The organism is Shimia marina (assembly GCF_001458175.1).
In the GTDB taxonomy this organism is placed as follows: Bacteria; Pseudomonadota; Alphaproteobacteria; order Rhodobacterales; family Rhodobacteraceae; genus Shimia; species Shimia marina.
In genome coordinates, this window is record NZ_CYPW01000027.1 from 395,861 (window position 1) to 411,123 (window position 15,263).

Sequence of the window (15,263 nt, forward strand, 5' to 3'; positions counted from 1 at the left end):
TGGCGCGATTCGTTAAGACGACGTCATAAGCAGACGGACACGCGACAGAACGTGGGTCAAAACGCGGGTCAACAAGAACCCGACCGGAAAGGACGAGGCACATGAGTGACATCAGCGAACTTGAAGGCAGGCTGAGCTCGGCGCTGGAGCGCATTGCGCGTGGCGTGGATGCGATGCAGGCCGTGGTTGCTGAGCCGGATGAGGGCGATGACGTTCAGGCGTTGCGCCGGGCGTTGGAAAACGAAGCGCTGGTCACCGCGCAGATGGAAGAACGCGTGCGTGCGCTGACGGCGCGGCAAGACGAACTCGAAGAAGAATTGACCGCGGAGAAAGAGGCGCGTGCGGCGGCAGAGACAGCCTCGGAAACCGCGGGCGAGGCCGCAGTTGAAGCTGCGTTGAGCAAGGCAGCAGAAGAGCATTCGCAGGCCTTGATGGCCGCAGAAGCCCGCGCGGAGGCGGCGGAGACAGCGGCAGCGGCAGCGGCGGATAAGCTGGAAGAGCTTCAGGAGGCGGAGGCAGAAGCGCCGACTGAAACCGATGCGGCAGAGACCGCTGCGGTGGCGGAGAACCGTGCGCTTTTGGATGAACTGGCCAAGCGTCTGCGGCGTCTGCGTCAGATGGTACGCCGGGAACGGGGAGCCAATCAGCAATTGCGCGATCAGGTTGAAAAAGGTGAGATGGTAGAGCTGTCCACTGTGACCCAGGCGCTGCAAGCGGATCTGGCAACGCTGACGGCGCTGCGCGAAGCGGAAATCACAGAGACGGCTTTGATTCTGGCTGAGCTGCGCCCGCTTGTGCAGGGCGGTGTCGCGGAAGTTGTTGAGGTGGCGGCACCCGCAGAGGATACCCCTGAGGAAGAGGTGATGACCGAGGCCCGTGAAGAGGCAGGAGACGTATAATGCCTGAGGTTCAGATTGAAATTGGCGGACGGGTGTTTGAAGTGGCCTGTCAGGATGGTGAACAGCACTTTCTGCGTGCTGCGGCGCAGATGCTGGATGATCAGGCGAAAGTTCTGATTGCGCAGGCCGGTCGGATCCCTGAGGCACGTATGTTGTTGATGGCAGGGTTGATGCTGGCGGATAAGACCGCTGGGCTGGAAGATCAGCTGCGGGATGCGCAGGCCAAGATCGCCACGCGAGAGGCAGAGATCAAAGAACTGCGCGATGCACCTTTGCCGGAGCCTGAGAAGATTGAGGTGCCCACCATTCCCGAAACGGTCACACAGACGCTGGCAGAGATGGCGGCGCGGGCAGAATCGCTCGCGGATCTGGTTGAGGAAAAGGCTGCCGGGTGAGCGGAAGTGCGTTGCCGCAATTGGCCGCAGGGGATCTTATTTTTGCGGCGATTGGGGAAGATGATAACCTGATTTCTGCGGTGGTCGAAGGCCATCGCGGAGCCAGACTCAACCATGTTGGCATTGTCATAGATCAGGACGACGCGCTCTGTGTGTTGGAGGCGATTGATCCGGTTGTACGGCTGACATCTCTGGAGGAGTACGCCGCGCGCAGCCATTGCGCGCATGCCCGGCCCAGATTGTTGTTTGCGCGGCTGAGCGCGCCTTATCAGGTGTTGATCCCAGCTGCGCTGGAATTTGGTCTCGGGCGCCTTGGGCTGCCTTATGATCCTTACTACAGCAGCAGCTCTGAGGCGCTTTATTGCAGTGAACTGATCCTTGAGATGTTCTGCCATGCCAATGGGGGCGCGGCGTTGTTTCCCAATACGCCACTGAGTTTTCGGGACACGCAAAGCGGGGAGCTGATGCCGGAGTGGGTGGCGCATTATGCGGAGGTGGGACAGGAGGTGCCCGAAGGGGCACCGGGCTCTCATCCGGGCGGGTTGAGCCGGGATGGGCGTTTGCAGGTTTATCGTGTGGAAGGGAATATTCCGGGCTTTAACCGCTAGGCACAAGCAAAGCGAAAAAAGGTTGCTTCTGTGCGACGGAAAGGAGCACGCGGTGCGTGCAAGAGACAGAAGGTCTTTGGACCTTGGAAATGTTATCTTGCAGGAGAGTGTGTCGTGTCGCAGGTACGAGCTATTTATGATCGGGTATCGCGTTGGAATCATTGGATTGTCGCGATTTTGATGATTGGGGCGCTGGCGTTTGGATTTTACGTGTTTCGGGTGGTTCCCAGAGGCCCCGGCAAAGGCGAGCTGATCGGTTTTCACAAGGCGCTTGGCTTGCTGATCCTGATGTTGGGCGTGTGGCGCGTGGGATGGCGTCTGCGCCAGGGATTTATTGAACCTTTGCATCGCGGTTGGCAGCACGTCATGGCCGGTCTGGCCCATTGGGTGCTGTTGGCCGGGATTGTCGTCCTTCCCTTGTCTGGTGTGCTTGGATCCCTGTTTGGCGGGCGTGGCATTGGATTTTTCGGACTGTTCACCGTACCAGCCGGGCCAGAAATCGACTGGGTGTCAGATGCGGCCTATGCTGTGCATGAGATCACGGCTTTGGCCATGGTGGCAGCAGTGGCTTTGCATATTGCGGGGGCTTTGAAACACCAGTTTCTGGATCGAGACGGCACTTTGGCGCGAATGGCAGGACGCGCTTGAGCAAAAGCCGCGCATAAGCAAAAAGCCCCGTCTGTTATGACGGGGCTTTGGCAATTTTTCGGAACGTTTTACGCGTTGGCTTCGCGGATCTTATCTGCGGCGTCTTTGTCATAGGCGACGCCGTTGTCATCAAACATCGTGTCCAGCTCACCCGACAGGGTCATCTCTGTGATGATGTCACAGCCACCCACAAACTCGCCTTTGATATAAAGCTGAGGGATGGTGGGCCAGTCGGAGTAATCTTTGATGCCCTGACGGATTTCTTCGTCCGCAAGCACGTTCACATCCGCATAGTCCACGGCCATGTAGTTCAGCACGCCAGCCACGCGGGAGGAGAAACCGCATTGGGGCATATCTTTGGTGCCTTTCATGAAGAGCACCATGTTATTATTTTTGACGATTTCGTCGATGCGGTCTTTAACGTCGGTCATTTGCGTTTCCTTTCGGCGGGCTGGGCCGTGTCAGTTGCATGTCATATAGGAGAGCAGGCGGGGCTTGCCAATGATCAAGCGCAGGTTCGCGCAGCGCCTGATCTCTCTCAGTCAGTCTTTGTCCTTGGGCACAAAGAGGCGGGCGTAGGCATCCGGGTCTTTGGGCACTTTCCAAGTCCGCTGTGCGCCGCCGCCCATGCCGGACTGATAATCGGAGCGCAGCACGTGGTTTTCTGGATCATCTTCTTCCTCCACCAAACCGCTGCGATTGCGGCCGACCCAAGCATTCAATGCGACAAGGGCGACCACGGCAGGGATCAGAAAAGGTAAGAGCCCATCCATGTCCTGCGCTTATTCCGGTGCTTTGGTGGTCAATGCGAGCGCGTGCAACTCACCTGAGGGGCCATCCATCTTCCCTTTAAGGGCGGCGTAGACGGCACGCTGTTGCTGGACGCGGTTTTTGCCGCGAAAGCTTTCGTCAATCACCATGGCGGACATATGCACACCGTCGGTACCGCCGACCTGAATATCGGCGTCCGGGAAAGTCTCGCGCAGAAGTTCCTCGATTTGATGGGCGCTCATCGGCATGATTGGCTATTCCTTTGTGTCGTTCAGAAAAAATGTAAGTGGCGCTGCGCCGCTCTGCAAGCCGGTTTCCGGAGGTTCATACGAAAGGCGCAAGCGATTGAAGGTAGGCAGGCACATCTGCCAAAGCATCCTGCACTTCATAATCCTCAAAATCATAGATGGATTTGGCGTCTTGCGGACACAGCGCCGCCATCAGGACCGCGCCCTGGGCTGCGACGCTTTGTGGCACTCGGATTTGCTGCGCCTGTTTGAGCAGCAGAAGGGCTTCATGGATGGGGCGCAGCACGCGCAGCGCATAGGCCATATGTTCCAGCAGATCGGGATCTTCACGCCAGTCCTCACCTTCAAACAGTTGCTGGGTGACTCGTTGCCCGGCCCCGGCACAGGAATAGGCCACGCAGCCGGCAAAGCCGCGCGGGATCAGGTCCTTGTGAATGGTGCAGTCAAAGCAGCTGTCAGAGAGATTGGGGCAGGGGGTGTCGGCGCGTTTGAGCAGGCCAAAGTCTTCGTCTGCGTCAAAGGGATAGGCCACACAGCAGAGGGCTGCACAGTTGGCGCAGTCGTCAGAGAGCGCCGGGAGCTCCGGCGCCCTCCGTTGCATTTTCTCAGGCCACCGCCGCTGCAAAGCTGCCCCGGAAGATGTCCGAAAGCTCTGCCAGCGAGGCTTCTGCGCCGCCGAATTTCACGGTATCGCCGCTGAAGCGACCCACGGAGGTGATGGTGACACCGGCTTTGGCCGCGTTGATCATCAGCGCTTCGGCCTGATCAAAGTTGCAAGCCACCAGATAGCGGGCCTGATCTTCGCCAAACAGCGTTGGGGTGTCGTCCATATCCAGTTGGACGCCCACGCTTGCGGCTTCGGCCATTTCAAAGGCTGCCAGCGCAAGGCCGCCATCGGCCAGATCGGTACAGGCTTTGATCCAGTCGCGGTTTTCGCGGATGAACTCACCGTTTTTGCGCTCTGCCTCCAGATCCACATGGGGTGCGTCGCCGTCTTCGCGGTTGAAGACTTCGGTCAGCAGGGCGGACTGGCCCAGATGGCCGGTGGTGTCGCCCACCACAAGCGCCACATGGCCGTCGCGCACGTCGCCCAAGATAGGCTCTTCGCCCGCAGCAATCAGACCTACCGCGCCGATGGTTGGCGTTGGCAGGATCGCAGATCCGTCGGTTTCATTATAAAGCGACACGTTGCCGGAGACGATCGGCATGTCCAGCGCTGCGACGGCTTCGCCGATGCCTTTGATTGCGCCCACAAACTGCCCCATGATCTCAGGCTTTTCCGGGTTGCCGAAGTTCAGGTTGTCGGTGGTGGCCAGTGGTTTGGCGCCCACGGCGGTCAGGTTGCGGTAGGCTTCGGCCACGGCCTGTTTGCCGCCCTCGGTTGGGTTGGCTTTCACGTAGCGTGGGGTCACGTCCGAGGTGAAGGCCAGTTTCTTGTCGGTGCCATGCACGCGGATCACGCCGGAGCCCATGCCAGGACGTTGGGCCGTGTCGCCCATGACGGTGGTGTCATATTGCTCATAGACCCACTGTTTGCCGCCATAGTTTGGCGTGGAGATCAGCGCCTTGAGGCCGTCGATGGCATCAATGGAGGGCACGTCGCCCAGCTCTTCGGCGGCCGGGGTTTCCACCCATGGGCGGTCATATTCCGGTGCGCGGCCAGAGAGCGGGGAGAGCGGCAGGTCGGCTTTGACTTCGCCGTTGTGCATGATCAGGAAGCGGTCTTCGGCGATGGTTTCACCGACGATGGCGAAATCCAGATCCCATTTTTCAAAGACGGCGCGGGCCTCGGCCTCAAGCTCTGGTTTGAGCACCATCAACATGCGTTCCTGCGACTCAGACAGCATCATTTCATAGGCTGTCATGTTTTCTTCGCGCTGTGGCACGTCTTCGAGGTTGAGTTTGACACCCAGTTTGCCTTTGTCGCCCATTTCCACGGCGGAACAGGTCAGACCGGCTGCGCCCATATCCTGAATGGAGATCACGGCACCGGTCTGCATCAGCTCCAGCGTGGCTTCCATCAGGCGCTTTTCGGTGAAGGGATCGCCGACCTGAACGGTGGGGCGTTTTTCCTCGATGGTGTCGTCAAATTCGGCAGAGGCCATGGTTGCGCCGCCGACACCATCACGGCCGGTTTTGGCCCCCAGATAGACCACAGGCATGCCGACGCCAGAGGCGGCGGAGTAGAAGATGCTGTCGGTCTTCGCAAGGCCTGCGGCAAAGGCATTCACAAGACAGTTGCCATTGTAGGCCGCATGAAAGCGGACTTCGCCGCCCACGGTTGGCACGCCAAAGCAGTTGCCATAGCCGCCGACACCTTCGACCACACCGTTTACAAGCTGGCGGGTTTTATGGTGGGAGGTTTCGCCAAAGGAGAGCGAGTTCATGGCGGCCACGGGGCGTGCGCCCATGGTGAAGACATCACGCAAAATGCCGCCAACACCGGTGGCGGCACCTTGATAGGGTTCAATGTAGGACGGGTGGTTGTGGCTTTCCATTTTGAAAACAACCGCATCGCCATCGCCAATGTCCACGATGCCAGCGTTTTCACCGGGGCCACAGATCACCTGTGGGCCTTCGGTGGGCAGGGTGCGCAGCCATTTTTTCGAAGATTTGTAAGAGCAGTGCTCATTCCACATGGCCGAGAAAATGCCCAGCTCAGTGAAGGTGGGCTCGCGTCCGATGATCTCAAGGATCAATTCGTATTCGTCAGGCTTCAGTCCATGAGCTTCGATGAGATCGGTGGTGATGGCCGGTTCCTGCATGTGGCGAGAGTCCCCAATAAATAGCGTTTGAGGGGCTTTTAGGGCAGGAGAGACAAAAGGGGAAGAGATTAAAGCGCCACGTCAGGCTGCGCCTGCTTTTGATGCTGTAAATATGCCCGAAGCGTGGTGCAATGCGCGGGGTGCTCCGGGCAATGATCAGGGTCTATCAGATGTCAGAAGCGCTGTCCGACATAGACATAAAGCAGGTCTTCGCTGCGCTCATTGACAGAAGCGTCCACAGAGAGCATGGCTTTGAACTTCTTGGAGAGTTGGACGCGCAGGCCAAGGCCGCCTGCGTATTTCAGGCCATCGTCGTTGATGTCAGAAAGCGCGCTGCCTGTGTCGCCGACGCCGGCAAAGGCGACGAGCCCAAGGCGGGAGAACAATTGGTGGCGGTATTCGATCTGAGCGGAGAGCAGATCGTTGTCCAGAAATTCCGCCGGGCTGTAGCCACGAAAATTGTCGGTGCCCCCCAGAGAACACTTGTCAAAGAAAGGTGCGGCATCAGAGACCGTGCAGCCAACCAGATGCAGAGCAAGGCTGTCCTGAGCCCCAATGGGCTGGTGGTAGGTGAAGGAGAGGGAGGCTTTGACATAGTCGCGGCTGCTGGCGCTGACGACATTGCCGTAGCTGATGTCGGCCTCAAGCAGGTGGCCCGTGCGGGCCGAAAAGCTGTCATCGCGGGTGTCCCATTTGCCCAGCAGGCTGAAATGGGCGAGATCCAGCTCGGCTTCGGGCAGGGGCGGGCCGCCTGCGGCGCTGTCATATCCCAGTGAGGTGGTGACATAGCGCAGACCACCGCCGATCAGCAGTTCTGGCGTGAGTCCGTAAAAGAGTTTGCTGTCAAAAATCTGACCAGTCTGGCGCACAGGAACGGGAAGGTTGCCAAGGTAGAGATCATATTTGGCCTCCGCATCGGCCAGCGTGACGCCCATTTGCCATTGGTTGTTGTCAAAGGCGAAGTTGCCGCCAAGGCCAACGGCGTGCGAGCCGTTTTCGCTGCGCATGGCGGCCACACCCAGATAGGAGGTGTCGCTTTCCGCATCCATTTGAAACAGGTAGCCGCCACCGAGCACCAGGCCAGCACCGATCAACACGTTTTTGAAGGGAATGGGGGCCACCACAAAGGAGCCTTCGCGCAAACCGTAGCCCTCATCTGAGGCTGCGGTTTCCAGCGGTTGCCCCAGCGGGTTGTTTTCGACGGGATCGGCAAAGGCTGCGGGGCTCAATGCCATAAGGGAAATCAGGCTGGCACAGAACAAGACGGCAGGCGCAAAATGCGCCTGCCGTTTCTGTGTTTTGCCTAAGAGGGGAAGTGCCATCTTATGCTTCCTTTGAAGATCAATCCGGCCCTTTGGAGGGGGCTGCGGCACCTTCGCCTTCTTGTTGCTGCTGAGCGGCGGCAGCAGCGGCAGCGGTGAGGGCAGCCTTGTCCGCCTCTGGCAGGTCTTTGGCCGCTTCTGGCAAGGCCACGCGCACTTCGCGGCGGGCAAAGTCGATGCCATTTTCTGCAAAGGCAGCTTTGACGCGGTTGTAGATCTCTTTGCGGATCATGAACTGCTTGCCCGGTTTGGCCATGAACTTACCGCGGATGATCATGCCGACATCATCGATGTCAAACACACCCTGCGATTTGAACGGCTGCAGGAAGTCATCTTTGTAGAGCTCTTCCACCAGCATTTCCTGACCGATCTTTTTGAAGATCTTTTTGACCTTGTTGGGATCGGTATCAAACGGCACGGTGAATTTGAGCTTCATGATCACCCAGTCACGCGAGTAGTTGGTGAGTTTGGGGATTTCGCCGTAGGGGATGGTGTGCACGGGGCCAAGGTGGTGGCGCAGCTGCATGGAGCGGATCGAGATTTTCTCAACCGCGCCCATGGTGCCGTCAATCTCCACATATTCACCCACGCGGAAAGCATCATCCACGAGGAAAAACACGCCTGAGACCACATCGGTCACCAGTTTTTGCGCGCCAAAACCGATGGCGAGACCTGCAATACCCGCGCCGGCCAGAAGCGGCGTGATGTCGATGCCAAGGTTGCCGATCGAAAGCAGGCCGAAGATCACAATGATCACGCCCTGTGCGGTCACCAGCAGAAGGGGCAGCACAGTGGAGAGACGCGATGCGCCGCCGCCTCCCATTTCATTGTCGGCATCTTCCTGGCTCATGCCCAATGCGGTCATCTCCGCCGCCAGACGGCGGTTGATATAGAGGCTGACACCCTCATAGACCACATAGCCCACGATCACGGTCATGGCGAAGCTGAAGAGGTTGTCGCCGATGCCTGCGCGATCCTGGAAGAGATCAAACAGGGCGACATTCCATGCGCGCGCAATCAGCGCCAGCACGGCACCAACGGCGATCACACGACCGATGCGCACATAGCTGCGTTTGGTGGCCACATAGGCTTCCTGTGCGACGGCACCTTCGCCTTGCATCGGGGGCACCAGATGGCGGACAAGGCCGCGAATGCCGGTATCGATCACGGGGGCGATCAGCAGCCAGAACATGGTGGTGTAATGCGCACCATTCAGCAGAAGCTGAACCTTGCCCAGACCGATGATGATGGAGACCAGCACCCAAGTGCCGCCCGCAACGATCAGCGCGAAATATGGGTAGGCTCGTGCCATGGCTTCGTCAAACTCGGTGCGGTCCGGATCATCGCCGCGCATCATGTCCGCAAAGCCTTCACGGGCTGTCCATGCGACATAGGCGATATAGAGATAGACCATGGAGTCGATCCAGAAGCCGATGCGGGTTTCCCCGGCAGGCACGCCATTGATGACGTTGAACTGCACCACAAAAATGGTTGCGCCGCCCAAGACAACGATGCCGATGATGTGGCGGTGGATGAAGCTGGCCCAGCGGTCATTGACATTGACCAGACGCAGATCCGGGCGCTTTGGCGCCATCAGGAAGCGGGAGAAGGCCGCCGCGATACGGGGCATCCAGATCATGTAGCCAATGAAAGGTGCTACGAAGGTGGCTTGATGTGGATCCAGAATGGTGCGGCCAAGTGCGCGCACGGTGACATAGAAAATCACCAGACCAAAAATTTCGCGCAGGAAGCGTTTGAACAGGAAAGTCAGGGCTTCCCTCAGGGTCGTATCCCCCTCTGCAACCTGAGGATTGCGCACTTTGATAAGCCAGGTGCGCACAGCATATTCGACACCGAGACCCACGACGAGCAACAAGGCCGTCACGCCAAAGAGCGACAGGACCCCACCAAAGCCGCCATGTGCAGCGGAAAAGTTTCCAAAGGCCTCGATCTGAGCGGGGATGACGGCAGGCAGCTTGCGCACCGCGTCCAGCAGCGGCTGAGAGAAGGCTGTCCAAAGCGCGGCGACCCGCTCTACCAGCGTTTTGGGAGCCTCAGGCGCTGTGCCATCTGCAGCCACGGCATCCAGCCGGTCCAGCAAAACTGAACGCACCTGATCGTCGGACATGCGGGCGACCATGGCGTTGATGGCCTCGGACGTCATTTCTGATGGGTTAATGTCGACCACGTCTTCGGCAGGGGCCGAGGATGCTGTGGTGGTTGGGAGGCCTTGGGCCTCTGCCGCCGTGATACCGCCAACACTTAGAAGAAGTGTCAGCAATATGGACGATACGATCTGTCTCATGAGGGACTCTATGCTGAAAAAAAATCCCATCAATGAGATGACTTTTGTGTGATCAGGTCAAGGCTCCAACCCCGGGCGTCTATCGGAATTTCAGAAAGTGAAATCGAAATGATACAGCCGATTTCCCCGTCCTTCGGGCAAAAAAAAGGGCCGAGCAATAAGCTCGGCCTTAGTCCAACAGGGAGGTGAAGATGATGCGCTTCTAAGCAATCATCGTCTTCGAGAGATCAATTAGTAGTCAGTTTATAAACCTTCAAGAGATTTTCTGCCGGAGGGTCGGCATGCCTGCTATGCGGTTATCGCATAGCTTAGGAAATCTCTTTGTCGCGCAATTGCTTGCGGTGCAGAATGATCTCTTCCTGAACAAAATCACGGAAGGCTGCAATGCGCTTGGATTGGCGCAATTCTTCTGGAAAGGCCAAGTATACTGGGACTTCCGCAGATTCGATGTGTTCGCCCACGCGCACCAGATCCGGGAAATCTTGGATCAGGTAATCGGGTAGAACGCCAATGCCGAGATCATGTGTGACGGCCTGCAGCACGCCAAAGTAGTTGTTCACGTAGAGCATCTTGGTGACGTCATTGGCGAGCAGGCTGGTGACAAAGCTGGCGCCTGCGCCGATCTGTTCGGAATTGACGTTTTGGCAGATCAGGCGATGGTCGTGCAGATCGGCGAGATTTTCAGGTTCCCCGTGCTGCTCAAGATAGCTCTGTGTGGCGTAAAGGCGCATGCGCACGCTCATCAGGCGCTTGCGGACCAGATCTGCCTGACTTGGCTCTTTCATGCGGATCGCCACATCGGCTTCGCGCATTGGAAGGTCGAGCACTTTTTCCTCCAGCATCAGGTCGATGTTGAGGTCAGGGTATTGTTCATAGAGTTTGGTCAGACGCGGGGCGAGCCAGAGAGTGCCAAAGCCGATGGTGGTGGTGACGCGTAACTCGCCAAACACTTCTTCTTCGCTGTCGCGGATGCGCGCGGAGGCGGCATCCAGACGTTTATTCATGGCGGTGGTCGCATCAAACAGCAATTCACCCTGCTCGGTGAGGATCAGGCCGCGGGCATGGCGGTGAAACAGCGTGGTGTTCAAAGATTCTTCCAGGGCGCGAATTTGGCGCGACACCGCCGACTGGGACAGGTGCAAAACATCGCCTGCATGTGTCAGGCTGCCCGCATCCGCGACGGCATGAAAAATTCTGAGTTTGTCCCAATCCATGACGGCTCCATTTTGTTGTTTTGTGTCATGTGGTTAGTTGTCAGTCAAAGATTATTTGACCAATGCTCGAATTAGAGGCGCACCGAATAGGCCTTATTTCTTCGGAAGAAAAGTGAAGTTTGTACGAAGTTTCAAAGTCTTGTGTTGGCTTGGTGGACATTGACAGGCAGGTCGCCACTTCCCTTGGTCTGTGATCAAGAAAAGGGCATCTGCCTGCGCTGTGAGAAATGCGATCCAAGGCTTTGCGTGATGACGGTGGCGGTTGCATTGCACGTTTGAGTGAAAGGGGCAGGGGTGTTTGGGTGGTTGAATTTTTGTTATTTTGGGATTTTTGGAAAATACATTGAATTCAGATGCTTGTCCGAAGGCAATCCGGAAACGCGCGGCGTCCGTATAAGGATAAGTGAACAAGTGTTCAAAAAAATGTTTACATAGGTCAGGAATTGCGACCTAATATAGGCACTATATTGGAAGACACCGTCCAGCGAGGGGAGCGCAAGATGAGTATCCAAAAGGTATCTTTGAATGACAGACTGGATCTGAGCAAAGAATTTGTTCTGCTAAATGGGACGCAGGCGTTGGTGCGGCTGATGTTGATGCAGAAGGCGCGAGACAGCGAGGCAGGCTTGAACACGGCAGGATATGTCACCGGCTATCGCGGGTCGCCATTGGGCGCGGTGGACAGTCAGATGATGCGCGCCAAAGCCGAGCTCGAAGCCCATGACGTGCTGTTTCAATCCGGTCTGAACGAAGATTTGGCGGCCACACAGCTTTGGGGGAGCCAGCAGGCAGAGCTGCGGGGCGAGGGCAAATTCGATGGTGTCTTTGGGCTGTGGTATGGCAAGGGGCCCGGAGTGGATCGCACCGGAGATGTGATGCGTCATGCCAATATGGCAGGCACCAGCCCCAATGGCGGTGTGCTGATGGCCATGGGGGATGATCACACCGGCGAAAGCTCGACCGTGCTGCATCAATCCGAATGGGCGCTGGTGGATGCTTATATGCCGGTGGTCTCACCTGCAGGCGTGCAGGAGATCATGGACTATGGGCTCTATGGTCTGGCGCTGAGCCGGTTTGCGGGTGTCTGGGTTGGGCTCAAGACCATGAAGGACACAATTGAAGCAACCGCGGTGGTGAATGGTGATCCACATCGGCTGTCTTTTGTGACCCCCGCGTTTGATATGCCGGAAGGCGGGCTAAACATCCGGCTCACCGATACGCCGCATGCGCAGGAAGCGCGGATGATTGATCACAAACGCTTTGCCGCAGAAGCCTTCAGCCGGGCCAACAAGATGGACAAACGGGTCTGGGGCAAGCCGGGGGCCAAGATTGGGTTTGTGGCCGCAGGTAAGAACTGGTTGGATCTGGTGCATGCGCTGCAGCTTCTTGGGATTGATGAGCAAGAGGCGGAGCGGCTGGGGATCACCACCTATAAGGTGGGGCAGACTTTCCCGATGGATATGATCACCTTCACGGAATGGGCCGAGGGGCTTGATCTGATTGTGGTGGTGGAAGAGAAGCGTAAGCTGATTGAGGTGCAAATCAAAGAAGCGATCTTTGATGATCGGCGCGGGCGTCGGGTCTATGGCTGGTATAAGGGCGGCGCAGGCTTGATGGGGCGCGAAGAGCTCTTTCCGACGCGTGGTGCGCTGGACCCGATTATGATTGCTGAAAAGCTCGGCGATATTCTGATCGAGGAAGGGCGGGGCACCGATGCGGTGAAGGCCGGTATGACCACGTTGAAAGAGGCGCAGCGGGCGGACAATGCCGAAGACATTGCCACGCGCACGCCTTGGTTCTGTTCGGGATGCCCACACAACACCTCCACCAAAGTGCTCGAAGGCAGCCGCGCCTATGCGGGGATTGGTTGCCACTATATGGTGCAGTGGATGGATCGGGAGACCACCGGCTTTACCCATATGGGCGGCGAGGGGGCCAATTGGATTGGTGAGGCGCCGTTTTCCAAAACCAAACATGTGTTCCAGAACCTTGGCGATGGCACCTACAATCACTCAGGTGTGCAGGCGATCCGGGCGGCGCTCGCCGCGGGGACCAACATCACATATAAAATTCTGTTCAACGATGCGGTTGCGATGACCGGCGGGCAGTCTAATGACGGCAATCTGAGCCCACAGAAGATCGCGCATGAGCTTCATGCCATGGGGGTGGAGGCGCTTGCGGTGGTCTATGATGAAAAGGAAGAGGTGGACCCCAGTCTGTTTCCGTCCGGGATCCTTTTCAAAGAACGTGCCGCACTAAAAAGTGTTGAAGAAAAGTTTCGAGATATCAGTGGTGTGAGCGCCATTGTCTATGTGCAGACCTGTGCCAGCGAGAAGCGTCGCCGCCGCAAGCGGGGGCAGTTCCCGGATCCGGATCGGCGGGTATTCATAAATACGGATATTTGTGAGGGCTGTGGCGACTGCGGGGTGCAGTCCAACTGTATTTCGATTGAACCGGTGGAGACCGAGCTGGGGCGCAAACGGAAGATCAATCAATCCAGCTGCAACAAGGATTTCAGTTGTCTCAACGGGTTTTGCCCCAGTTTTGTGACCGTCGAAGGGGCCAAGATCAAAAAGGCTGCGACCGCATCGCTTGATTTGCCGCAGATGCCGATGCCCGAGATTGCGCCGATTGCAGGCACACATAATGTGGTGATCACCGGCGTGGGTGGCACCGGTGTTGTGACCATTGGTGCGATCCTCAGTCAGGCGGCGCAGATTGATGGCAAGGCCGCTGGCATGATGGAAATGGCCGGGTTGGCGCAGAAGGGCGGCGCGGTGCACATCCACTGCCGTCTTGCGGAGACGCCGGAGGCCATCAGCGCGGTGCGGGTTGCCACGGGCGAATGTGACGCGCTCATTGGCGGTGATCTGGTGGTGAGTGCGGGCGCAAAAACGCTCGGGCTGACGTCAGAAGGGCGCACGGGCGCTGTGGTGAACAGCCATGAGATTATCACCGGTGATTTCACGCGGGATACGGATTTCAGGCTGCCGACTGGGCGTCTGGAAGTGGCGTTGCAGGCGCGGCTACGAGACAAGCTGGCGCTGTTTGATGCCTCTGAGCTGGCACGCGTGGTGATGGGCGATGCGATCTTCTCCAATATGATGGTGTTTGGCGCGGCCTGGCAGAATGGGCTGGTGCCGGTGAGCCACGCGGCGATTGTCAGCGCGATTGAGCTGAATGGCGCGGCGGTTGAGAAAAACCTGCGCGCTTTTGAGATTGGTCGCTGGGCGGTGCTCTATCCGGAAGAGGCGGCTGGCATGCTGTCTCCCAAAGTGGTGCAGATGCCAAAGTCACTGGAGGAAAAGATCGCTTTTCGAGCCGATCATCTTGTCAAATATCAGGGCAAGGGGTTGGCCAAGAAGTATCGCAAGCTGGTGGAGAGCATTTCCGACCCGCGTCTGAAGCAGGCCGTGGCTTTGGGCTATCACAAACTGCTGGCGTATAAAGATGAGTATGAAGTCGCGCGGCTACATCTGGAGACACGCGCTAAGGCGGAAGAGGTCTTTGAGGGAGATTTCTCCGTGAAGTTCCACCTCTCGCCGCCGCTTGTGGCGAAGGAGGGGCCAAATGGGCGCCCGCTTAAGTCGGAGTATGGTGCGGGCATGATGCGGCTGTTTCCGCTGCTTGCCAGATTAAAGCGCCTGCGGGGCACGCCGCTTGATGTGTTTGCGCGCCACCCGGAACGGAAAATGGAACGCGCCCTGATTGCGCAATATGAGGCTGATCTGGCTGAGATCATATCCGAGCATGGTGCGGATGCGCCTGATGCGGCTGTGGCGCTGGCAGAGCTGCCATTGCAGATCAAAGGGTTTGGGCCGGTGAAAATGGCCAATCAAGCCAAAGCTGCCAAGCGACGCGAGGAGCTTCTGGCGGCTTTGCAGCAAGGGGATCAGATTAAGGCCGCTGCGGAGTAAGTCGAGTAAGCTTTGATTGCGCCGGCTATGCATTGGAAGCCTGCCGTTTTTGCGGCGGGCTTTTTATAAGGTCTGTTTGCAGAATATGGGCGAATTTTGCTTGCGATCCGCAGGAAGGTTAAAAAACTTTCGCATTTCTGTCATAGGGTGCGCGCAGTAACGACATCTGAG

Annotated in this window: 13 protein-coding genes; 5 read left to right on the forward strand and 8 right to left on the reverse strand. The window is 57.7% G+C overall.

The annotated features are described in order from the left end of the window. Positions 1 to 101: 101 nt before the first annotated feature. From SHM7688_RS14555 to SHM7688_RS14570, 4 genes are all read left to right on the forward strand, one after another. Positions 102 to 899: a hypothetical protein gene (locus tag SHM7688_RS14555; RefSeq protein ID WP_058240660.1), complete on the forward strand. Its 798-nt coding sequence runs from the start codon at positions 102 to 104 to the stop codon at positions 897 to 899. Then, positions 899 to 1,294, forward strand: coding sequence for a cell division protein ZapA (locus SHM7688_RS14560; protein ID WP_058240661.1), 396 nt, complete (start codon positions 899 to 901; stop codon positions 1,292 to 1,294). Before SHM7688_RS14555 ends, SHM7688_RS14560 begins: the two co-directional genes overlap by 1 nt. Continuing rightward, complete coding sequence (locus SHM7688_RS14565) at positions 1,291 to 1,902, forward strand: YiiX/YebB-like N1pC/P60 family cysteine hydrolase (RefSeq protein WP_058240662.1); 612 nt, start codon at positions 1,291 to 1,293, stop codon at positions 1,900 to 1,902. Before SHM7688_RS14560 ends, SHM7688_RS14565 begins: the two co-directional genes overlap by 4 nt. A 114-nt stretch (positions 1,903 to 2,016) precedes the next feature. Then, complete coding sequence (locus tag SHM7688_RS14570) at positions 2,017 to 2,550, forward strand: cytochrome b (RefSeq protein ID WP_144432597.1); 534 nt, start codon at positions 2,017 to 2,019, stop codon at positions 2,548 to 2,550. Positions 2,551 to 2,618: 68 nt separating this feature from the next. Here the strand turns inward: SHM7688_RS14570 and grxD are convergent, their stop codons facing one another. The 8 genes from grxD to SHM7688_RS14610 all read right to left on the reverse strand — a co-directional run bounded on the left by grxD (position 2,619) and on the right by SHM7688_RS14610 (position 11,175). Beyond that, positions 2,619 to 2,981: a Grx4 family monothiol glutaredoxin gene (gene grxD / locus SHM7688_RS14575; RefSeq protein ID WP_058240664.1), complete on the reverse strand. Its 363-nt coding sequence runs from the start codon at positions 2,979 to 2,981 to the stop codon at positions 2,619 to 2,621. 111 nt (positions 2,982 to 3,092) lie between these two features. Continuing rightward, on the reverse strand, positions 3,093 to 3,323 hold the full coding sequence (locus tag SHM7688_RS14580; RefSeq protein ID WP_058240665.1) for a hypothetical protein: 231 nt from the start codon (positions 3,321 to 3,323) through the stop codon (positions 3,093 to 3,095). Positions 3,324 to 3,332: 9 nt separating this feature from the next. After that, entirely contained in the window at positions 3,333 to 3,569 is a 237-nt protein-coding gene (locus SHM7688_RS14585; RefSeq protein ID WP_058240666.1) for a BolA/IbaG family iron-sulfur metabolism protein, read from the reverse strand. A 76-nt stretch (positions 3,570 to 3,645) separates the two neighbouring features. Next, the gene (locus SHM7688_RS14590; protein WP_223229189.1) at positions 3,646 to 4,170 is read right to left on the reverse strand and encodes a hypothetical protein; all 525 of its coding nucleotides are present in this window, start codon (positions 4,168 to 4,170) and stop codon (positions 3,646 to 3,648) included. Between the two features lie 4 nt (positions 4,171 to 4,174). Continuing rightward, complete coding sequence (purL, locus tag SHM7688_RS14595) at positions 4,175 to 6,334, reverse strand: phosphoribosylformylglycinamidine synthase subunit PurL (RefSeq protein ID WP_058240667.1); 2,160 nt, start codon at positions 6,332 to 6,334, stop codon at positions 4,175 to 4,177. A gap of 173 nt (positions 6,335 to 6,507) precedes the next feature. Then, positions 6,508 to 7,656, reverse strand: a complete 1,149-nt coding sequence (locus SHM7688_RS14600) for a BamA/TamA family outer membrane protein (protein WP_058240668.1) — start codon at positions 7,654 to 7,656, stop codon at positions 6,508 to 6,510. Positions 7,657 to 7,675: 19 nt separating this feature from the next. Beyond that, positions 7,676 to 9,961 carry a mechanosensitive ion channel family protein gene (locus SHM7688_RS14605; RefSeq protein ID WP_144432598.1) on the reverse strand — a complete coding sequence of 762 codons (2,286 nt, stop codon included), beginning with the start codon at positions 9,959 to 9,961 and terminating at the stop codon, positions 7,676 to 7,678. A 308-nt stretch (positions 9,962 to 10,269) separates the two neighbouring features. Next, positions 10,270 to 11,175: a LysR family transcriptional regulator gene (locus SHM7688_RS14610; protein ID WP_058240670.1), complete on the reverse strand. Its 906-nt coding sequence runs from the start codon at positions 11,173 to 11,175 to the stop codon at positions 10,270 to 10,272. A gap of 500 nt (positions 11,176 to 11,675) precedes the next feature. On the opposite strand from SHM7688_RS14610, the gene SHM7688_RS14615 reads away from it, so the two are divergent. Beyond that, on the forward strand, positions 11,676 to 15,092 hold the full coding sequence (locus tag SHM7688_RS14615) for an indolepyruvate ferredoxin oxidoreductase family protein (protein ID WP_058240671.1): 3,417 nt from the start codon (positions 11,676 to 11,678) through the stop codon (positions 15,090 to 15,092). Positions 15,093 to 15,263: the final 171 nt, after the last annotated feature.